Raw genomic sequence first — 20348 nt, forward strand, 5'->3', positions numbered from 1 at the left:
GCCTGCCAAAACCACAAGGCGCACAGGCCAACTCAAGACAGGGCGAACATTGCCTGATGCGGCACTAGAAGGTGCCCAGCTTCACGATCGACAGCAGGGCGATCAGCTGGATCGCGCTGGCACCCAGGGCCTTGGGCCAGGGCAGGTCGTGGGAGCGGCTGACCATGAGGGTCAGCAGGGCGCCGGCCGCCACCCAGGTGGCCCAGCCGAGCAGCTGGACGAAGCCTGCGTCGCCGCCGAGGAACATGGCGAAGAACAGGCGGGGTGCGTCCGTGATGGACATGATCAGCATGGACAGGCCGACCGTGGGCTGCCAGGCCCCGTCGCCGCCGAGCTGGCGGGCCAGGGTGTGGGTGACCACACCGAGGACGAAGGAGCTGATCACCATCGCCACCGCGGTGATCAGGACGATCGGTACCGCGTTGGAGAGCGTGGCGTGGATCGCGTCCTTTCGGGCGCCGTCGAAGCCGAAGACCGCCAGCAGACCGTAGAGGAACGTCACGACGAGGGCGGGACCCCACATGGTGTAGTCCCGCATCTGCAGGAACGTCTGTTTGGGGGACAGCACGATGCCCCGCAGCAGTTCCTTCCAGTGCAGACGGGGGCCGATCGGGCCGGCCGGGGCCGAGCCCGCGCGGTAGGTCTCGCCCTGCGAGTACGGGTCCTCGCCGACCGTGAACGCCTGGGTGTGACCCGGGTTGTTGGCCGCGTACGGGTCGGGGCCGCCCTGCGGGTAGGCACCGCCGTCGCCGAAGTACTCCGGCTCGCCCTGACCGCCGTAGCCGCCACCCTGGCCGCCGCCGTTCCCCTGCGGCCACTGGCCGGCCCCGGCAGCCGCACCGGCTCCCGCTCCGGCCCCGCCGCGTCCGTACGGCGGTTGCTGCTGCGGGTACGGCTGCGGCGCCGAGGGGTAGCCGTACGACGGTGCCTGCGGCGCCTGCTGTCCGTACGGGGGTCGTTGCGGTCGCGCTTGCGGGGCACGGTTGTCCCGGCCGCCGCGTCCGATCCTGAATCCAGCCACGTCTTCGAACGTACCCGGTCCCGGAGAGTGACGTGCCGGAGCCGGGCGTTCGGACCCGCCTTTGCGGCTGAGCTGTGACATCCCCTAAGGGGCGGGGCCCTTAGGGGATGTCAGCAGGTGACGGCGAGCGGCCTCTGGGGCTCAGTCCGCGAAGACCGCGCCGAACTGGGGCGTGCCCGAGGTCGAGACGCCCACCTCGCCCGGGGCGATCCAGCGGGAGCCGTTCGTGGTGATCTTCGTGCCGTTGGAGGGCAGGTAGGTGAGCCGGCCGTCGCCGGAGTTCTCGTAGGAGCCGACGAGGAGGTCGGCCCTGCCGTCGCCGTTGAAGTCGGCGAGCGGGACCCTGGCCGAGTCGGCGGCGTTCGCCGTCGCGGCCGAGAGGCTGAGCAGCCCGCCCGTCAGCGCGGCGGCGGTGGCCGTGGCGAGGGCGATTCGCAGGTGGTGCTGGTGTGGCCCGTGTGTCGGCTGACGGCTGCTGTGAGGCCGCTGGACGGCCGTTGCGAGTGTCGGCGTGCGCCGATGTCAGGACCGCTGTGGCTGCCGATGTCAGGGCCGCTGTGACTGCCGGCGTGGGGCGCCGTGACCGCCGACGTCAGGGCCGCCGTGACCGCCGACGTCAGGGCCGCCGTGACCGCTTGTGTGGCGCGGGTCCGGGTGCCTCGGGCGCCGAGGCGCGGAACCGGGCAGGATGGGTCCATGAGCGAATGAAGCCGTCAAGGTAAGCACATGGCCTGGGTTGCGGCGATGCACGCCACGCGACCCGCTTTGATCCAGACCCCCCGGGTGTCTATTTCGCGGAAATGCGGGTAAGCATGGGGGTCGGGTCCGGGTGGGGCTTTGTGCCAGACTTTGACCCATCCCCCGGTGCCCAGACATGAGAAAAGCCGTCCACCACGTCGGGCAGACGGTCCCTCAGGTCGGGCCGGGTCACTCCGTGTCGGCAAGCGCCCGGTACAGCGTCGCGCGGGACACGTTGAGCGCCTTGGCGATGGCCGTGACGCTCTCCCCCTTGGCCTTACGCGCTTTGGCCGCAGCGAGCTTGTCAGCGTCCATGACGGTCGGCCGTCCGCCCGTACGACCCTGGGCCTTGGCAGCGTCCAGACCCGCCCGAGTGCGCTCAACGACCATGTCGCGCTCAAGCTCAGCAAAGGCAACCGTCATCGTGAAGAAGAACTTGCCCTCACCCTTCGGGGAGTAGCTACCGGCCAGTGTGCCGGTCAGAATCCGCAGCGCAATCCTCGAACTCCGGCCGGACGACCTTGGGGTCCCAGCCGGATTTACCGCCGTCGGCGAAGTGGCCCGCGTTGTCCCAGCCTTTGGCCGTGATCAGCGCCTCGCACTTGGTCCGCTGTGCTTCGGGGACGACGCGGAGTCGTCCTCACGCTTCCTTGACTGTCGGATGTAGGACACTGCGCGCACATGGTCCAGATCAGGGGTCCAGTCGGGGCCCCGTTTGACGAGAGGTGTCATGTGCCTAGCGTAGTAAAAATCAATGTGTTGACCGTACCGGCCGAGCAGCGGGAGACGCTGGAGAAGCGGTTCGCCCACCGGGCCCACGCCGTGGAGAGCTCCGACGGCTTCGAGTGGTTCGAACTGCTCCGCCCGGTCGAGGGCACCGACAACTACCTCGTCTACACGCGCTGGCGCGACGAGGAGTCGTTCCAGGCCTGGCTCGAAGGGCCGATGAAGGCCGCCCACCAGGGCGCCGGCGAGGGTGGGGAGCGGCCGCAGCCCGCGGCCACCGGCTCCACCCTCTGGTCCTTCGACGTCGTGCAGCAGGCGTCGCCGAAGAGCGAGTAGCGCGCCCGAAGGGCGAGTTGCGCATACGACGGCGCCCCCTGCCCGAAGGGGACAGGGGGCGCCGTTCCGTGCGACCGGCCGCCGCTACTTCACCGGCTCCGGCTCCGGCGTGCTCTCGCTCTCCGCCTCGCCCGCCGGCGGCTCGTCCGCCGGGGTCCTGACGGAGTCCAGCAGGAGCTGGGCGACGTCGACGACCTGGATGGACTCCTTGGCCTTGCCGTCGTTCTTCTTGCCGTTGACCGAGTCGGTCAGCATGACCAGGCAGAACGGGCAGGCGGTGGAGACGATGTCCGGGTTGAGGGACAGAGCCTCGTCGACGCGCTCGTTGTTGATGCGCTTGCCGATCCGCTCCTCCATCCACATCCGCGCGCCGCCGGCGCCGCAGCAGAAGCCCCGCTCCTTGTGGCGGTGCATCTCCTCGTTGCGCAGACCCGGGACCTTGCCGATGATCTCGCGCGGGGGCGTGTAGATCTTGTTGTGGCGGCCCAGGTAGCAGGGGTCGTGGTAGGTGATGATGCCCTCGACCGGTGTGACCGGGATCAGCTTGCCCTCGTCCACCAGGTGCTGCAGCAGCTGGGTGTGGTGGATGACTTCGTAGTCGCCGCCGAGCTGCGGGTACTCGTTGCCGAGGGTGTTGAGGCAGTGCGGGCAGGTGGCGACGATCTTCTTCGCCGACTTCGGCTTCCTCGACTCGGGCGTGGTGTTGCCCTCGTCGTCCGTCTCCTCGCCGAAGGCCATGTTCAGCGCGGCGACGTTCTCCATGCCGAGTTCCTGGAACAGGGGCTCGTTGCCCAGTCGGCGGGCGGAGTCGCCGGTGCACCTCTCGTCGCCGCCCATGATCGCGAACTTCACGCCCGCGATGTGCAGCAGCTCGGCGAAGGCCTTCGTGGTCTTCTTCGCCCGGTCCTCCAGGGCGCCGGCGCAGCCGACCCAGTACAGGTACTCGACCTCGGACAGGTCCTCGATGTCCCGGCCGACGACCGGGATCTCGAAGTCGACCTCCTTGGTCCACTCCAGGCGCTGCTTCTTGGCCAGGCCCCAGGGGTTGCCCTTCTTCTCCAGGTTCTTGAGCATCGTGCCCGCCTCGGACGGGAACGCGGACTCGATCATCACCTGGTAGCGGCGCATGTCGACGATGTGGTCGACGTGCTCGATGTCCACCGGGCACTGCTCGACGCAGGCGCCGCAGGTGGTGCAGGACCACAGCACGTCGGGGTCGATGACGCCGTTGTCCTCGGCGGTGCCGATCAGCGGCCGCTCCGCCTCGGCGAGCGCGGCGGCGGGCACGTCCTTCAGCTGCTCCTCGGAGGCCTTCTCCTCGCCCTCCATGGTCTTGCCACCGCCGGCCAGCAGGTACGGCGCCTTGGCGTGCGCGTGGTCGCGCAGCGACATGATCAGCAGCTTCGGGGAGAGCGGCTTGCCGGTGTTCCAGGCCGGGCACTGCGACTGGCAGCGGCCGCACTCGGTGCAGGTGGAGAAGTCAAGCAGGCCCTTCCAGGAGAACTGCTCGACCTGGGAGACACCGAAGACGTCGTCGTCACCGGGGTCGGTGAAGTCGATCGCCTTGCCGCCGGAGGTCATCGGCTGCAGGGCGCCCAGGGCCGTACCGCCGTCGGACTCGCGCTTGAACCAGATGTTGGGGAACGCGAGGAAGCGGTGCCAGGCGACACCCATGTTGGTGGTGAGGGAGACCACGATCATCCACACGAAGGACGTGCCGATCTTGATCATCGCGGTCAGGTAGACCAGGTTCTGCAGGGTGCCGGCCGACAGGCCCTTGAAGGCGAGCACCAGCGGGTACGAGGCGAAGTACCCGGCCTCGTAGTGGTCCACGTGGTGCAGCGCGCCCTCCAGGCCGCGCAGGACGTAGATCGCGAGGCCGATGGTGAGGATGACGTACTCGACGAAGTACGCCTGGCCGGCCTTGGAGCCGGCGAAGCGGGACTTGCGCCCGGGCCGGGACGGCAGGCTCAGCAGCCGGATCGTGATGAGCACGGCGATGCCGAGCACGGTCATCACGCCGATGAACTCGATGTACATCTCGAACGGCAGGAAGTCGCCGATGACCGGCAGCGCCCAGTCGGCCTGGAACAGCTGGCCGAACGCCTGTGCGAGAGTCGGCGGCAACGTCAGGAAGCCGATGGCCACGAACCAGTGGGCGACGCCCACGATGCCCCACCGGTTCATGCGGGTGTGGCCGAGAAACTCCTGGACCAGGGTCACGCTGCGCCGGTACGGGTTGTCGGTCCTGGTGCCGGCGGGTACGGGCTGGCCCAGCTTGAAGTACCGGACGAACTGGCCGATGGCACGGGCGAGCAGCGCAACGCCGACCACGGTCAGGACCAGCGACACGACGATCGCGGCGAGTTGCATTGGGGCTCCTGAGGCGGCCTCGAAATTACTAAGCGGTAACTTATGCAGTTCGTCTGAGACTACCCGCATCCTCCGTCGCAATGTAGCCGGGCGCGGGGTGATCTGGATCGCTGAGGGCCGCCCGGGGATCGAACCCTGTTCCGATCGTGTTATTCACACCCAATCGCCCCATATACCCCTAATTTAAGAACCGTGCTATACGGGATCGCCACCGCCACCACCGCCCTTCTCCTCGCCGCCGTGCTCTCGGCCCTGTTCCGGGTCCTCGCGCTGCGGCTGGGGCTCGTCGACCTCAGGCGCCGGCTGCGCCCCGTACCGCTGCTCGGCGGTGTGGCCGTGGTGGTCAGCACCTGCCTGGTCACGGCCGCCGGCGGCTGGACGGGCGCAGCGCCGCTCGGCGACGGGGTCGGACGACTGCTCGCCGCGGGCGCCGGAGTCGCCGTCCTGGGGCTGATCGCGGACGTGTGGCGGCTGAAGACGAGGTTCCTGCTCCTCGGTACGGCGGTCGCGGCGGCCGTCGTGGTGCCCTACGACGAGACCGGGATCGGGGCGGGGATCGGGGCCGTGGTCTGGATCGCCTGCGTGGCCGCCGCCTTCCGGGGGCTGGACCACGCGGACGGCCTCGCGGGCACGGTCGGGGTGCTCACCGCCTTCGGTGCGGGCGCGTGCGCGGCGGCCGAGGTGATGGACGGCCTCGCGGTGCTGCTGAGCGTGCTGGCCGCCGCCCTGACCGGCTTCCTCATGCACAACTGGCATCCCGCGCGGATCGCGTTCGGCGCCTCCGGCGCGCTGTTCACCGGTTTCGTGCTCGCCTCGGCCGCCGTCCTCACCCGGACGGGCTACGACCCCCTCTCCACCGCCGCGGTGCTGTTCGCGCTCACCGCCGTCGCGAGCGCCGACGCCGTCCTGGTCGTCCTGTCCCGGAAGCTGGCGGGGCGTCCCGTGCTGCGCCGCGGCCCCGACCACCTTGCGCACCGGCTGCGCCGGATCGGGCTCACCCCGCACGGCGCGACCGTCCTGCTCGGCCTCGCCACCTTCGCCGCGGTCCTCGTCGGCGTGCTGGTCCACACGGGCTGGACGGCGCGCAGCAGTGTGCTGTGGGTGCTCGGTGCGACCCTGGTGGCCGTCCTCGGACTGCTCCGGGTCCCGGTCCACGGCCCCCGGGGGCGCCCGGCGGAGCTTCACGGGACGCGCGGGGGCACCGGTGTCCACGGCCCTCGGGGGCGCATGGGCCTGCCCGGCCTCCGCAGGGGCACCGGCGCGCGGACGAGCGTGCGCGCCGGTGCACCCACGGCCGTGCACGGGGTCCGTGATCGGACGGTTCCCCTCGCCACCCGTGATCGTGATCGGACGGTTCCCTTCACTACCCGTGATCGTGATCGGACGGTTCCCTTCACTACCCGTGATCGTGATCGGACGGTTCCCTTCGCCACCCGTGACCGTGATCGGACAGCTACCTTCGCCACCCGCGGGCAAACGGATGTCTACGGCACCCGGTCCCGGGCAGGCGCCCAGGAGACCCCCGGAGCCCAGGGAGCCCGTGGAGCTCCGGAGGTCCCGCGACTCGGCCCCCCGCACGACCGTCATGGCACTCGCCGGCCCCCCGAATCTCCCCCGCCCTCACCTCGGCAGTCGACGTCACCGCAGGTCAGAGCGCCCTTGCGTGTGAGGGATGGATAAGAGTTGAGTCTGGCTGACTCAGGTCTGTTGACCCAGCGGGACGGCTCAGGCACACTTGAGTCCGTTCCACTCAAGTCAGCTGGAGGATTCACCATGGCACGTGCGGTCGGCATCGACCTGGGCACGACTAACTCCGTCGTCAGCGTTCTGGAGGGCGGCGAGCCCACCGTCATCACCAACGCCGAGGGCGCCAGGACCACGCCGTCCGTCGTCGCCTTCGCCAAGAACGGCGAGGTGCTGGTCGGCGAGGTGGCCAAGCGCCAGGCCGTCACCAACGTCGACAGGACCATCCGGTCGGTCAAGCGCCACATGGGCACCGACTGGAAGATCAACCTCGACGGCAAGGACTTCAACCCGCAGCAGATCAGCGCCTTCGTGCTGCAGAAGCTGAAGCGGGATGCCGAGGCCTACCTGGGCGAGAAGGTGACCGACGCGGTCATCACCGTACCGGCGTACTTCAACGACGCCGAGCGCCAGGCCACCAAGGAGGCCGGCGAGATCGCCGGTCTGAACGTGCTGCGCATCGTCAACGAGCCGACGGCCGCCGCCCTGGCCTACGGCCTCGACAAGGACGACCAGACCATCCTCGTCTTCGACCTCGGTGGCGGCACCTTCGACGTCTCGCTGCTGGAGATCGGCGACGGTGTCGTCGAGGTGAAGGCCACCAACGGTGACAACCACCTCGGTGGTGACGACTGGGACCAGCGCGTCGTCGACTACCTGGTCAAGCAGTTCCAGTCCGGGCACGGCGTGGACCTGTCCAAGGACAAGATGGCTCTCCAGCGTCTGCGTGAGGCGGCGGAGAAGGCCAAGATCGAGCTGTCCTCGTCCACCGAGACCTCGATCAACCTGCCCTACATCACGGCCTCGGCCGAGGGCCCGCTGCACCTGGACGAGAAGCTCAGCCGAGCTCAGTTCCAGCAGCTGACCGCGGACCTGCTGGAGCGCTGCAAGAGGCCGTTCCACAACGTCATCAAGGACGCCGGCATCTCCATCAACGAGATCGACCACGTCGTCCTCGTCGGTGGCTCCACCCGTATGCCCGCCGTCGCCGAGCTCGTCAAGGAGCTGACCGGCGGCAAGGAGGCCAACAAGGGCGTGAACCCGGACGAGGTCGTCGCCATCGGCGCCTCGCTCCAGGCCGGTGTCCTCAAGGGCGAGGTCAAGGACGTCCTGCTGCTCGACGTCACCCCGCTGTCCCTCGGCATCGAGACCAAGGGCGGCATCATGACCAAGCTGATCGAGCGCAACACGACCATCCCGACCAAGCGCTCGGAGATCTTCACCACGGCCGAGGACAACCAGCCGTCGGTGCAGATCCAGGTCTACCAGGGCGAGCGCGAGATCGCCGCGTACAACAAGAAGCTCGGCATGTTCGAGCTGACCGGTCTGCCGCCGGCGCCGCGCGGCGTCCCGCAGATCGAGGTCTCCTTCGACATCGACGCCAACGGCATCATGCACGTGACCGCCAAGGACCTGGGCACGGGCAAGGAGCAGAAGATGACCGTCACCGGCGGCTCCTCGCTGCCGAAGGACGAGGTCGACCGCATGCGTGAGGAGGCCGAGCGCTACGCGGAGGAGGACCACAAGCGCCGCGAGGCCGCCGAGACCCGCAACCAGGGCGAGCAGCTCGTCTACCAGACCGAGAAGTTCCTCAAGGACAACGAGGACAAGGTCCCGGGCGAGATCAAGACCGAGGTCGAGGAGGCCGTCGCCGAGCTGAAGGAGAAGCTCAAGGGCGAGGACACCTCCGAGATCCGTACGGCCACCGAGAAGGTCGCGGCCGTCTCGCAGAAGCTCGGTCAGGCCATGTACGCCGACGCCCAGGCCGCTCAGGCCGCGGGCGGTGCCGGTGACGCCGGTGCCGGCCAGGCGAAGGCGGACGACGACGTCGTCGACGCCGAGATCGTCGACGAGGACCGGAAGGACGGTGCCGCGTGACGGAGGAGACCCCGGGCTTCGACGAGCAGCAGCCGCAGGCTCAGGCTCAGCAGCCCGACGTCCCCTCCGGCGCCACCTCTGACGACGCCGAGCCGCAGGCCGCCGCCTCCTCCCGGGAGGAGGCGGCGGCCCCGGCCGGGGACGCGGCTCAGTCGGCCGGTCTGACGGCCCAGCTGGACCAGGTGCGCACCGCGCTCGGCGAGCGCACGGCGGACCTCCAGCGGCTGCAGGCGGAGTTCCAGAACTACCGGCGCCGGGTCGAGCGCGACCGGATCGCGGTCAAGGAGATCGCCATCGCGAACCTCCTGACCGAGCTCCTGCCCGTGCTCGACGACATCGGGCGCGCGCGGGAGCACGGCGAACTGGTGGGCGGTTTCAAGTCCGTCGCCGAGTCGCTGGAGACCGTGGCGGCGAAGATGGGGCTGCAGCAGTTCGGCAAGGAGGGCGAGCCCTTCGACCCGACGATCCACGAGGCGCTGATGCACAGCTACGCGCCGGACGTCACGGAGACGACGTGCGTGGCGATTCTGCAGCCCGGGTATCGGATCGGCGAGCGCACCATCCGCCCCGCGCGGGTCGCGGTGGCCGAGCCCCAGCCCGGCGCGCAGACGGTCAAGCCGGCCGAGGAGTCCGGTTCGGCCAAGTCCGCCGAGCAGGGCGAGGACAAGGACAGCGGTGGCCCGGAGGAGGGCTGACGTAATAACCAACGACGCAGGAGAGGAGGGACGTCGGGGATGAGCACCAAGGACTTCATCGAGAAGGACTACTACAAGGTCCTCGGCGTCCCCAAGGACGCCACCGAGGCCGAGATCAAGAAGGCGTACCGGAAGCTCGCCCGCGAGTTCCACCCGGACGCCAACAAGGGCAACGCCAGGGCCGAGGAGCGCTTCAAGGAGATCTCCGAGGCCAACGACGTGCTCGGCGACCCCAAGAAGCGCAAGGAGTACGACGAGGCCCGCGCCCTGTTCGGCAACGGCGGGTTCCGTCCCGGTCCCGGGGCGGGCGGCGGCTCCTTCAACTTCGACCTGGGCGACCTCTTCGGAGGTGGCGCGCAGGGCGGAGCGCAGGGCGGTGGCGGCTTCGGCGGCGGTCTCGGTGACGTCTTCGGGGGCCTGTTCAACCGCGGTGGCGCGGGCGCGGGCGCGGGTACGCGCACCCAGCCCCGGCGCGGCCAGGACATCGAGTCCGAGGTCACGCTGAGCTTCACGGAGGCCATCGAGGGCGCCACGGTGCCGCTGCGCATGTCCAGCCAGCAGCCGTGCAAGGCCTGCTCGGGCACCGGCGACAAGAACGGCACGCCGCGCGTGTGCCCGACCTGTGTCGGCACGGGGCAGGTGGCGCGTGGCTCGGGCGGCGGCTTCTCCCTGACCGACCCCTGCCCGGACTGCAAGGGCCGCGGTCTGATCGCGGAGAACCCCTGCGAGGTCTGCAAGGGCTCCGGGCGTGCCAAGTCCTCCCGGACGATGCAGGTGCGCATCCCGGCCGGCGTCAACGACGGGCAGCGCATCCGGCTGCGCGGCAAGGGCGCTCCGGGCGAGCGGGGCGGACCGGCGGGCGACCTGTACGTGGTGGTGCACGTGGGGGCGCACCCGGTCTTCGGCCGCAAGGGCGACAACCTCACCGTCACCGTGCCGGTCACCTATCCCGAGGCCGCCCTCGGCGGTGAGGTGCGCGTGCCCACCCTCGGCGGGCCACCGGTCACCCTGAAGCTGCCCCCCGGCACGCCGAACGGCCGTACGATGCGGGCCCGTGGCAAGGGCGCGGTCCGCAAGGACGGCTCCCGCGGCGACCTGTTGGTCACCGTGGAGGTGAGTGTCCCCAAGGACCTGTCGGGGAAGGCTCGTGACGCGCTCCAGGCGTATCGCGAGGCGACCGCGGGCGAGGACCCGCGGGCGGAGCTGTTCGAGGCCGCGAAGGGAGCATGAGTGAGATGGACGGACGCCGTCGCAACCCGTACGAACTGACGGAAGACACCCCGGTGTACGTCATCTCCGTGGCCGCCCAGCTGTCCGGGCTGCACCCGCAGACCCTGCGTCAGTACGACCGGCTGGGCCTGGTGTCCCCCGACCGCACCGCCGGGCGGGGCCGCCGCTACTCGGCCCGGGACATCGAACTGCTCCGTCAGGTGCAGCAGTTGTCGCAGGACGAGGGCATCAACCTGGCCGGCATCAAGAGGATCATCGAACTGGAGAACCAGGTCGCCGCGCTGCAGTCCCGCATCGCCGAGATGCAGGCGGCCCTGGACGGCGTGGCGGCCACCATGCGGCAGCGCGAGGCCGCCGTCCACGCCTCCTACCGCCGGGACCTGGTCCCCTACCAGGAGGTCCAGCAGAGCAGCGCGCTGGTGGTGTGGCGTCCCAAGCGGCAGCAGCCCGACTGACGCGGAACGAGTGGACAGAAGAGGCCGGGAGGGCCGGACGGCCCTCCCGGCCTCCCTTTGTGTGCGCATGGCCGAGATCGTTCGTTCCTCTGCTCGATGACCAAAGGTTGTTCGGATCTTTGCCCGACGATTGACCGTCGTCCGGTGGAGGGTCCGTAACGGGCGTTTGGAGAGGGTTCCGCAACGTTTTCCAAGGTCTTCACAGAGGAAGCGGAGCGTGGTGTTGTCATCTCGTTAAGTGCTTCCGCTTGACGCCGGTGGTCGCCTCCGCGTTGGCTTTTCAGTCACCTGGGTCGCAATGCTGCGCCCTCGTCCGGAAGGCACCAGAAGTGAGCACCTCGATGCGTCGTATCGCCATAGCCGTGGCCGCGTCCACGCTGACCCTCTCGCTGGCCGGTTGCGGGGCGCTCGGCGGGTCGGGCAGCAGCGCCGACGCGAGCCCGACCAAGGGCGGCGACATGACGGTGGGCCTGCTTCTGCCGGAGACGGCCAACACCCGCTACGACAAGTTCGACTACCCCATCATCAAGGACAAGGTGGCCGCACTCACCCGGAACCGGGGCAAGGTCGACTACGCCAACGCGGGTGCGGACGCGAACAAGCAGGCGAGCCAGTTGCAGCGGATGATCGACGACAAGGTCGACGTCATCCTGCTCGACGCCGTCGACTCGCACGCCATCGCCGGCGAGGTGAAGAAGGCCAAGGACGCGGGCATCCCGGTCATCGCCTACGACCGGCTCGCCGAGGGCCCGATCGACGCGTACATCTCCTTCGACAACGAACTGGTCGGCGAGGTGCAGGGTCGCTCGCTGCTCGAGGCGATGGGGGCGAGCGCCGACAGCTCCTCCAAGATCGTCATGATGAACGGCTCGCCCACCGACCCGAACGCCAAGCAGTTCAAGCAGGGCGCGCTGTCCGAGCTCAGCGGCAAGGTGACGATCGCCAAGTCCTACGACACCAAGGACTGGAAGCCGGAGAACGCCCAGGCCAACATGACCGCGGCACTCAGCGAGGTCGGCAAGGGCAACATCGTCGGCGTCTACGCGGCCAACGACGGCATGGCGGGCGGTGTCATCAAGGCCCTCAAGGCCGCGGGCGTCACCAACCTGCCGCCGGTCACCGGCCAGGACGCCGAACTCGACGCGGTGCAGCGGATCGTCACCGGCGAGCAGTACATGAGCGTGTACAAGTCCTACCCGACGGAGGCCGAGACCGCCGCCGAGATGGCCGTGGCCAAGGTCCAGGGCAAGGACATCCAGTTCGACGCCCTGACCCGGGACAAGGTGAGCAGCCCGACCAACAAGGACGTCCCCTCGCAGCTGGTCTCCGTGGTCGCCCTGACCAAGAGCAACATCAAGGACACGGTCGTCGCCGACGGCATCTACAAGCTGTCCGACATCTGCACCGGCAAGTACAAGTCGGCCTGCGCCTCGATCGGCCTCAAGTAAGGGCCGTGCGGGCGTCGCCCGTTCGGGTCCGCCGGCCGTCGTCACGTTGCTGCAATGCGCCAGACGGAGGCCGGTACACACCGGGTGATACCGGTGGTTATGGGTGGTCAGGCTCTGGGGAGCCGTGTTGCACAGCCGGTCCGGTCCGCGCATAGTTGCGCTGCGGAAGAGGCGGAAACCGGGGGTGTGATGGGCCATGGCCGGGCACGGGACGGAGAAGCATCCTCACGGTGCCGACCGACTGTGCGACGCCGGGGATCGCGTGTATTCCCGGGCCGTACGGCGCGGCCGCGTGCCGCGCCGGGACGCCGAGCCGGTGCCGTGCCTGCTTGAACTGGCCCTGCTGCACCCGGACCCGGACGACATGGACTTCCTGGTGCCGACCGCGCCGCAGGAGGTCATGACCCGGCTGCTGCGCGGGATGTACGACGAGGTCAGCGAGAGCCACCGGCGGGTGGGCTCGGTCGTGGCCGCCTTCGAGCGCTACGCGGGGCTCGGCGGCCGGATGCAGCTGTCCTCCGCCGCCGTCGAGGGCCCCGCGATCCGGGTCCTGGACGGTCTGTCCCGTATCCAGGCGGCCATGGACGAGGCGACCGAGGCGTGCACCACCGAGGTGCTCACCGTCCAGCCCGGCGGCATCCGCCGTGAGCACGAGCTCTCCGAGGGCCTGCACCGGGCGCTGGCGCTGCGCGGCCGCGGGGTGCGCATGCGCGACCTGTACACCCACGTGGCCCGGCACGGCCAGGGCCTGCTCAACTACCTGGAGCTGATGGGCGACGCGGTCGAGGCGCGCACCCTGGACGAGGTGATCGACCGCCTGATCCTGTTCGACCGCACGGTGGCCTTCGTCCCCGCCAACAGCGACCGCACGATGGCGCTGGAGCTGCGTCACCCGGCGCTGGTGGAGTACCTCGTGACGGTCTTCGAACGGCTGTGGCGCCTGGCGATCCCGCTGACCGCGCCGCTCCCGGACACCGGGATCGAGGGCATCTCGCTCCGCGAGCAGTCCATCGCCGCGCTGCTGGCGGAGGGTCACCAGGACGCGGTCATCGCCGAGCGGCTGGGCATCAGCGTCCGCACCTGCCGGGCCCATATCGCCCGGCTCTCGGAGACGCTGGGCGCGGCGAGCCGTACGCAGCTGGGTGTCCGGATCGCCCAGGCCGGTCTGGACGGGTCCCCGCGCAGCTCGGAGCCGGCCCCGCGCAGTTCGGAGCCGGCCCCGCTCACCGTGCCGGACCAATTCGGCGAGCCTGCTCCAGAATCCCGGACTGGGCGATGAGATAGCCGAGCTGTGCGCGGCTGCCGCTGCCCAGGGCGGTGGCCAGCTTGGCGATGTGGGCCCGGCAGGTGCGCACGTTCATGCCCAGGCGGCGGGCTATCGCCTCGTCGACGTGGCCCTCGACGAGCAGCTTGGCGATGGAGTGCTGGATGTCCGTGATGCCGTCGGGGGCGGTCTCGTAGGGCGTGCCGGTGCTCAGTGGGACCGCGCGGTCCCACAGGAACTCGAACACCTTGATCAGGTAGCGGACCAGGCCGGGCTGGCGGAGCTCCAGGGCGACCTGCTGGTCGTCGCGGGCGGGGATGAAGGCGACGGTCTCGTCACAGATGATCACCCGCTCCACCAGTTCGTCGATGGAGCGGTACTCCACCTTGCCGTCGGCGAGCCGGGCGGCGTAGGCGAGTTGTTCAGGGTTGTAGCGGGCCGTGTGCTGATACAGCGTGCGGATCTTCACACCGCGTTCGATCAGCGGCCGGTCGCGCTCCAGGCCCATCAGCAGGGCGCGCTCGGACAGGCGGTCGCTCGGCTGGACCGTGAGCATCTCGGTCCGGCACTGGGCGGTGGCCAGATTGAGCGCGGCATTGATCCGGTCGCTGCCCTCCAGCACGATGAGGGAGTCGCCGGCGGTGGCCGCCTGGGTGCTGATGGTCATGAACGGCTCAAAAGCATCGGCGAGCTCGATCGCCGACCGCCGGCGCTGGGTGATCTCCCGCTCCAGCGGGCCGAGCCGCTGCGCCAGGGCGACCGTCGGCGGTACGGGACGCAGCCAGTCGGGGTCGTCGGGATCGGGATGGAGCAGGGCGAACTCCATCAGGCAGGGCGCCGGCCCCGTGTCCGCACGGGCGATCCGTCCGGTTCGCAGGGCGGTGGCGTAAAGACGGCTGCCCTCCTCGCACAGCTCGGACAATGGGTGGGTATGACCGGCTTTGGTCCGATTCGCTGCCAAATTTCCACCCCCCAGGGTCCTGAACATGCAGGAACATGATGCACCGATTGTGTGGCCATGACGTGCCCGAATGAGCCATCGTCTTATCCGACGGGGGAAGAGGGGACCTTCAAGTGAGGACGAAGCCGATTATGCGTAACAGAATGCTTCGCTCGGTGCTTGTCACCGCCTTTTCCGCCGTTGTGGCTCTCGGCGCACTGGGCGGCTTCTCCGGAGCGAAGAAGGACGGCGTCCAGGCGAACAGCAGCTGGCCCTCGGTGGCGGCGCAGACCGACGTCCTGGCGAACAGCAGCTGGCCGCTGGTGGTCGCGCACGCCGGCACCGCGGACAACAGCAGCTGGCCGATCGCCCCGGTGGACGGTTCCGGGAGCTGATGTGACCACACCACCCGACGACCGGTCCTTCCGCCGCGAAATGGCCACCGCCTACCGCTCCGGCTGGCACTTCATCGACCTGGTCACCGCCATCCCCCACAGCGGTGACTCACTGATGGTGACCGTCTTCGGTGAGCCTGTCGTCGTCACGCGGGACGAGGACGGAGACGTACGGGCGTACCGGTGTCTGCGGCGGCCTCGGGGGGCGCCGCAGCCCGTACGGTGTGCCATCCGGTACGGAATGATCTTCGTGAACCTGGATCAGCGGGACCACCGGCAGGTGGCGCCGGAACCCGACACGGTCAGGACCATCTCAGCCACCCCCCGCAGTGCCTGACGCGATTCCCCCGTCGTAAAAGATCGCTCAGGTACTTCCCCCCGCAGCGGCGTCACCGTGACCTGAACACGGTGACGCCGCTGCAGTTTCACCCGGAATCTCCGGATATCGGCAGACCGAGCCCTGGCTGAAAACAGCCGCCGCTCCCGCCTCCCGCCTCCCTCGCGCCTCCCGCTCAGCCTCGGCCCAGCGCCCGGATCAGTTCGATCTCGATCACCACCCGGGAGGGGTTGGGTGCCGGCGTGCGCTCGTAGCGCTCGGCGTAACGCCGCTCCGCCTCCGCGATCCGTTCCGGTTCCGTGCGGACGAACGCGCGGCCCTCCAGCGTCGCCCAGCGCCGCCCGTCCACCTGGCACACCGCGACCGGCGCGCCCTGCGGCCCGGCCGCCCGTACATGGCCCACCTTCGCGCTCGCCTTGTTGGTGATCACCCGGGCCAGCCGTGCCCCGGGGTCGTAGGTCACCCCCACCGGGACGACGTGCGGGGTGCCGTCGGGGCGGAGGGTGGTCAGCGTGCACAGATGCCGCTCCCGCCAGAAGCCGAGGTACGGCGCGTCGGGTGCGCCCGGGTCCTGGGAATACGTGGTGGTGCCCATGACCCGGCAACTTAACCCAGGAGGGCCCGCAGGTCCCGGCAACTCGGTCCCGACAGGCCTCCCGGACCTACCTTGAGTGGAATAGACTCAAGTTTGTGTACGTTGACTGAGTCAGCACTGGGAGATGTGGCAGAGGGCCGACGCCAAGGAGGAGAGAAGCGACTGTGGACGCCGAGCTGACCAACAGGAGCCGGGACGCGATCAACGCGGCCGGCAACCGGGCCGTGACCGGGGGACACCCCGACCTGACCCCCGCCCACCTGCTCCTCGCGCTGCTCGAGGGACAGGAGAACGAGAACATCATCGACCTGCTGGCGGCCGTCGACGCCGACCAGGCGTCCGTCCGGGCCGGCGCCGAGCGGGTGCTCGCCTCGCTGCCCAGCGTGACCGGCTCCACCGTCGCGCCGCCGCAGCCGGGCCGTGAGCTGCTCGCCGTGATCGCGGACGCGCAGAGCCGGGCCCGGGACCTCGGGGACGAGTACCTGTCGACCGAGCACCTGCTCATGGGCATCGCCGCGAAGGGCGGCGCGGCCGGCGAGGTGCTCACGGGGGAGGGCGCCAGTGCGAAGAAGCTGCAAGAGGCATTCCAGAAGGCGAGGGGAGGGCGCCGGGTGATCACACCCGACCCCGAGGGCCAGTACAAGGCCCTGGAGAAGTTCGGCACCGACTTCACTGCCGCGGCACGTGAGGGAAGGCTGGACCCGGTCATCGGCCGGGACCAGGAGATCCGCCGCGTCGTGCAGGTGCTGTCCCGCCGCACCAAGAACAACCCGGTCCTCATCGGTGAGCCGGGCGTCGGCAAGACCGCCGTCGTCGAGGGGCTCGCCCAGCGGATCGTCAAGGGCGACGTGCCCGAGTCCCTCAAGGACAAGCGGCTGGTCGCGCTGGACCTCGGGGCGATGGTCGCGGGCGCCAAGTACCGCGGCGAGTTCGAGGAGCGGCTGAAGACCGTCCTCGCGGAGATCAAGGACTCCGACGGGCAGATCATCACCTTCATCGACGAACTGCACACGGTCGTGGGCGCGGGTGCCGGTGGCGACTCCGCGATGGACGCCGGCAACATGCTCAAGCCGATGCTGGCCCGCGGCGAGCTGCGCATGGTCGGCGCCACGACGCTGGACGAGTACCGGGAGCGGATCGAGAAGGACGCGGCGCTCGAGCGGCGCTTCCAGCAGGTGCTGGTCGCCGAGCCGAGCGTGGAGGACTCCATCGCGATCCTGCGCGGGCTCAAGGGCCGCTACGAGGCCCACCACAAGGTGCAGATCAACGACTCCGCGCTGGTGGCCGCGGCGACCCTGTCCGACCGCTACATCACCTCCCGCTTCCTGCCGGACAAGGCCATCGACCTGGTCGACGAGGCCGCCTCCCGGCTGCGGATGGAGATCGACTCCTCGCCCGTGGAGATCGACGAACTCCAGCGCGCCGTGGACCGGTTGAAGATGGAGGAGCTGGCGCTCGACAAGGAGACCGACGCGGCCTCGCGCGAGCGGCTGGAGAAGCTGCGCCGCGACCTCGCCGACAAGGAGGAGGAGCTGCGCGGCCTGACCGCCCGCTGGGAGAAGGAGAAGCAGTCCCTCAACCGGGTCGGTGAGCTGAAGGAGAGGCTCGACGACCTGCGCGGGCAGGCCGAACGCGCCCAGCGCGACGGCGACTTCGACACCGCCTCCAAGGTGCTGTACGGCGAGATCCCGGACCTGGAGAAGGAGCTGGAGGCCGCCTCGCAGGCCGAGGAGGAGGCCGCCAGGGACACCATGGTCAAGGAGGAGGTCGGCCCGGACGACATCGCCGACGTGGTCGCCTCCTGGACCGGTATCCCGGCCGGCCGCCTCCTGGAGGGCGAGACGCAGAAGCTGCTGCGCATGGAGGAGGAGATCGGCAAGCGGCTCATCGGCCAGACCGAGGCCGTACGCGCCGTCTCCGACGCCGTCCGCCGCAGCCGCGCCGGCATCTCGGACCCCGACCGGCCCACCGGCTCGTTCCTCTTCCTCGGCCCGACGGGCGTCGGCAAGACCGAACTCGCAAAGGCACTGGCCGACTTCCTCTTCGACGACGAGCGGGCCATGGTCCGCATCGACATGTCCGAGTACAGCGAGAAGCACAGCGTGGCCCGGCTGGTCGGCGCCCCGCCCGGATACGTCGGCTACGAGGAGGGTGGCCAGCTCACGGAGGCGGTCCGCCGCCGCCCCTACAGCGTCGTACTCCTCGACGAGGTGGAGAAGGCCCACCCGGAGGTCTTCGACATCCTCCTGCAGGTGCTGGACGACGGGCGTCTGACGGACGGTCAGGGGCGTACGGTCGACTTCCGCAACACCATCCTGGTGCTGACCTCGAACCTGGGCAGCCAGTTCCTGGTCGATCCGATCACCAGCGAGGAGGAGAAGAAGGAACAGGTCCTGGAGGTGGTCCGCGCCTCCTTCAAGCCGGAGTTCCTCAACCGCCTGGACGACATGGTGGTCTTCTCCGCCCTGACCAAGGACGAGCTGAGCCGGATCGCGAAGCTCGCGATCGACCGCCTGGCCAAGCGCCTGTCGGAGCGCCGCCTGACCCTGGAGGTCACCCCTCAGGCGCTGGCGTGGCTCGCCGACGAGGGCATGGACCCGGCCTACGGCGCCCGTCCGCTGCGCCGTCTGGTGCAGACCGCCATCGGCGACCGCCTCGCCAAGGAGATCCTCTCCGGCGAGGTCAAGGACGGCGACACGGTCCGCGTCGACCGCTTCGGCGAGGGCCTGCTGGTGGGACCGGCGACCGGCAAGACGCTCTGAGCGGCACGGCGGCCCGCCCTCACGGCACGGGGGCGGGCCGCCGTTCGCACGACCGGGACCGGTCCCGGGCAGCCATTCGCCGGCTCAACCACTGGCCGGCTCAGTCATTGGCCGGCTCAACCGTTCATGAGGTCAACTGTTCACGCGGTGAACGCGGAAAAACGCCCCGAGGCCGCATCCGGTCCCGCGTACGTCACCGCCACATTCACGGCGTCCGCGCCGAAGCGGGAGTCCGCGGCACCCGGGACATGTCCGGCGTGGTTCCCGTCGCCCCGGCGGGCCCTGGCGGAAGCCCAGGTCCAGGCGGAGGCCGGCCGGGTCCGCGCAGAACTCGGTCCGCGGCTTCGGCGCGTCCGGACAGGTGCCCGCCGGCCAGTCGCGCGCCTTGTCCCGCGGCATCCGGGAGCCGGCCGTGCAATCGACGTCCTGCCACTCCTGCACGGCGCACCGGGCATCGCGCGCCCCGGCCGGCAGCCGCGCACCGCCGAACGCCAGGGCGTCGGCGCACAGCGCCTTCCCGGGCGCTCCGCCGAGCGGGTAGTCGGACCGCGCCCACCGACGACCAGCGGCCCGCCCCGGCCAGGAGCAGCGCGGACAGCCCCAGGTCCACCGTCAGCAGGACCCACCGGGTCCGCCGGCGTCCGCCACGCCCGGCCGCCGTTCCCCCCGTCACCGCTCACCTCGCCACTCCCGGTTCCGTCCCCGCCTCGCCGCGTCCGGCCAGATCATGTCAGCCAGGGGCTGACAGGCGGCGTCAGGGCTTGCCACCCCCCTCCCCGGATGGGGGAGGATGGCAGGATCCGTACGAAGGGAAAAACACGGTGAGCATCGACCCGTCCTCGATTCCGAACTTCGGGGGCCAGCCCGAGCCGCAGCCCCAAGGACCGGCGGGCCCCGTCGTCCCGGATCAGGACCTCGTGAAGCAGCTCCTCGAACAGATGGAGCTCAAGTACGTCGTCGACGACGAGGGCGACCTCGCGGCGCCGTGGGAGCAGTTCCGTACGTACTTCATGTTCCGCGGCGAGGACGACCAGCAGGTCTTCTCGGTACGGACGTTCTACGACCGGCCCCACAAGATCGACGAGAAGCCGCAGCTGCTCGAGTCCATCGACGACTGGAACCGTCGGACCCTTTGGCCCAAGGTCTACAGCCACACCCACGACGACGGCACCGTCCGCCTCATCGGCGAGGCGCAGATGCTGATCGGCATGGGCGTGAGCCTGGAGCACTTCGTCTCCTCGACGGTCAGCTGGGTGCGGGCCGCGATCGAGTTCGACCGGTGGCTCGTCGAGCAGCTGGGCCTCGAGGAGGCCGTGAACGAGGCGGACAAGCCCGAGGACGACGAGGAGTAGTCCTCCCGAGGGCCACAGGGCGCGCAGGACCTACAGCGGCGTGTAGGTGATCACCAGCGG

The 20348-nt window shown here is 69.8% G+C and carries 17 protein-coding genes and 2 pseudogenes; 12 read left to right on the plus strand and 7 right to left on the minus strand.

Annotation, left to right across the window (positions count from 1 at the left end; all coding sequences use genetic code 11):
• Positions 1 to 64: 64 nt before the first annotated feature.
• The 4 genes and pseudogenes from ACH4UM_RS32745 to ACH4UM_RS32760 form a co-directional block, all read right to left on the minus strand.
• Entirely contained in the window at positions 65 to 1102 is a 1038-nt protein-coding gene (locus tag ACH4UM_RS32745) for a Yip1 family protein (RefSeq protein WP_398187349.1), read from the minus strand.
• Positions 1103 to 1162: 60 nt separating this feature from the next.
• Positions 1163 to 1369 (minus strand): annotated as a pseudogene (locus ACH4UM_RS32750) (hypothetical protein); the annotation flags it as partial.
• A gap of 579 nt (positions 1370 to 1948) precedes the next feature.
• Complete coding sequence (locus ACH4UM_RS32755) at positions 1949 to 2182, minus strand: helix-turn-helix domain-containing protein (protein ID WP_398187352.1); 234 nt, start codon at positions 2180 to 2182, stop codon at positions 1949 to 1951.
• Positions 2156 to 2351, minus strand: a pseudogene (locus ACH4UM_RS32760) (hypothetical protein); the annotation flags it as partial. The pseudogene ACH4UM_RS32760 and the gene ACH4UM_RS32755, both read right to left, overlap by 27 nt.
• Positions 2352 to 2440: 89 nt before the next feature.
• Here ACH4UM_RS32760 and ACH4UM_RS32765 point away from each other — a divergent pair.
• Positions 2441 to 2821 carry an antibiotic biosynthesis monooxygenase family protein gene (locus ACH4UM_RS32765; RefSeq protein ID WP_398187355.1) on the plus strand — a complete coding sequence of 127 codons (381 nt, stop codon included), beginning with the start codon at positions 2441 to 2443 and terminating at the stop codon, positions 2819 to 2821.
• An 84-nt stretch (positions 2822 to 2905) separates the two neighbouring features.
• On the opposite strand, the gene ACH4UM_RS32770 is transcribed toward ACH4UM_RS32765, so the two are convergent.
• Positions 2906 to 5194 (minus strand): (Fe-S)-binding protein, encoded by a 2289-nt coding sequence (locus ACH4UM_RS32770; RefSeq protein WP_398187358.1) that lies wholly within the window; start codon positions 5192 to 5194, stop codon positions 2906 to 2908.
• Positions 5195 to 5386: 192 nt separating this feature from the next.
• Between ACH4UM_RS32770 and ACH4UM_RS32775 the strand changes: the two genes are divergently transcribed.
• The 7 genes from ACH4UM_RS32775 to ACH4UM_RS32805 all read left to right on the plus strand — a co-directional run bounded on the left by ACH4UM_RS32775 (position 5387) and on the right by ACH4UM_RS32805 (position 13922).
• Complete coding sequence (locus ACH4UM_RS32775; RefSeq protein WP_398187361.1) at positions 5387 to 6874, plus strand: MraY family glycosyltransferase; 1488 nt, start codon at positions 5387 to 5389, stop codon at positions 6872 to 6874.
• A 93-nt stretch (positions 6875 to 6967) separates the two neighbouring features.
• Positions 6968 to 8815, plus strand: a complete 1848-nt coding sequence (dnaK, locus tag ACH4UM_RS32780) for a molecular chaperone DnaK (RefSeq protein WP_398187364.1) — start codon at positions 6968 to 6970, stop codon at positions 8813 to 8815.
• Positions 8812 to 9510 (plus strand): nucleotide exchange factor GrpE, encoded by a 699-nt coding sequence (grpE, locus tag ACH4UM_RS32785; protein WP_398187367.1) that lies wholly within the window; start codon positions 8812 to 8814, stop codon positions 9508 to 9510. Before dnaK ends, grpE begins: the two co-directional genes overlap by 4 nt.
• Before the next feature lie 39 nt (positions 9511 to 9549).
• On the plus strand, positions 9550 to 10740 hold the full coding sequence (dnaJ, locus tag ACH4UM_RS32790) for a molecular chaperone DnaJ (RefSeq protein WP_398187370.1): 1191 nt from the start codon (positions 9550 to 9552) through the stop codon (positions 10738 to 10740).
• A gap of 5 nt (positions 10741 to 10745) precedes the next feature.
• Positions 10746 to 11195, plus strand: a complete 450-nt coding sequence (locus tag ACH4UM_RS32795; protein WP_398187373.1) for a heat shock protein transcriptional repressor HspR — start codon at positions 10746 to 10748, stop codon at positions 11193 to 11195.
• A gap of 341 nt (positions 11196 to 11536) precedes the next feature.
• Entirely contained in the window at positions 11537 to 12643 is a 1107-nt protein-coding gene (locus ACH4UM_RS32800) for a sugar ABC transporter substrate-binding protein (RefSeq protein WP_398187651.1), read from the plus strand.
• 196 nt (positions 12644 to 12839) lie between these two features.
• Positions 12840 to 13922 carry a LuxR C-terminal-related transcriptional regulator gene (locus ACH4UM_RS32805; protein ID WP_398187376.1) on the plus strand — a complete coding sequence of 361 codons (1083 nt, stop codon included), beginning with the start codon at positions 12840 to 12842 and terminating at the stop codon, positions 13920 to 13922.
• Here the strand turns inward: ACH4UM_RS32805 and ACH4UM_RS32810 are convergent.
• Positions 13867 to 14895 carry a helix-turn-helix transcriptional regulator gene (locus ACH4UM_RS32810; RefSeq protein WP_398187379.1) on the minus strand — a complete coding sequence of 343 codons (1029 nt, stop codon included), beginning with the start codon at positions 14893 to 14895 and terminating at the stop codon, positions 13867 to 13869. The two genes, ACH4UM_RS32805 and ACH4UM_RS32810, sit on opposite strands and share 56 nt — an antisense overlap.
• A gap of 128 nt (positions 14896 to 15023) precedes the next feature.
• On the opposite strand from ACH4UM_RS32810, the gene ACH4UM_RS32815 reads away from it, so the two are divergent.
• A complete protein-coding gene (locus tag ACH4UM_RS32815) occupies positions 15024 to 15242 on the plus strand; it encodes a hypothetical protein (RefSeq protein WP_398187381.1) in 219 nt (72 codons plus the stop codon).
• Between the two features lies 1 nt (position 15243).
• Positions 15244 to 15579 (plus strand): hypothetical protein, encoded by a 336-nt coding sequence (locus ACH4UM_RS32820; RefSeq protein WP_398187384.1) that lies wholly within the window; start codon positions 15244 to 15246, stop codon positions 15577 to 15579.
• A gap of 175 nt (positions 15580 to 15754) precedes the next feature.
• Here the strand turns inward: ACH4UM_RS32820 and ACH4UM_RS32825 are convergent, their stop codons facing one another.
• On the minus strand, positions 15755 to 16174 hold the full coding sequence (locus ACH4UM_RS32825) for a pyridoxamine 5'-phosphate oxidase family protein (RefSeq protein WP_398187387.1): 420 nt from the start codon (positions 16172 to 16174) through the stop codon (positions 15755 to 15757).
• Positions 16175 to 16338: 164 nt separating this feature from the next.
• On the opposite strand from ACH4UM_RS32825, the gene clpB reads away from it, so the two are divergent.
• Both clpB and ACH4UM_RS32835 read left to right on the plus strand, forming a co-directional pair.
• The gene (clpB, locus tag ACH4UM_RS32830; protein ID WP_398187390.1) at positions 16339 to 18936 is read left to right on the plus strand and encodes an ATP-dependent chaperone ClpB; all 2598 of its coding nucleotides are present in this window, start codon (positions 16339 to 16341) and stop codon (positions 18934 to 18936) included.
• A gap of 821 nt (positions 18937 to 19757) precedes the next feature.
• Positions 19758 to 20288, plus strand: a complete 531-nt coding sequence (locus ACH4UM_RS32835; protein ID WP_398187393.1) for a YbjN domain-containing protein — start codon at positions 19758 to 19760, stop codon at positions 20286 to 20288.
• The last annotated feature ends 60 nt before the right edge of the window (positions 20289 to 20348 follow it).

The organism is Streptomyces sp. NPDC020801, from assembly GCF_044334385.1.
In the GTDB taxonomy this organism is placed as follows: Bacteria; Actinomycetota; Actinomycetes; order Streptomycetales; family Streptomycetaceae; genus Streptomyces.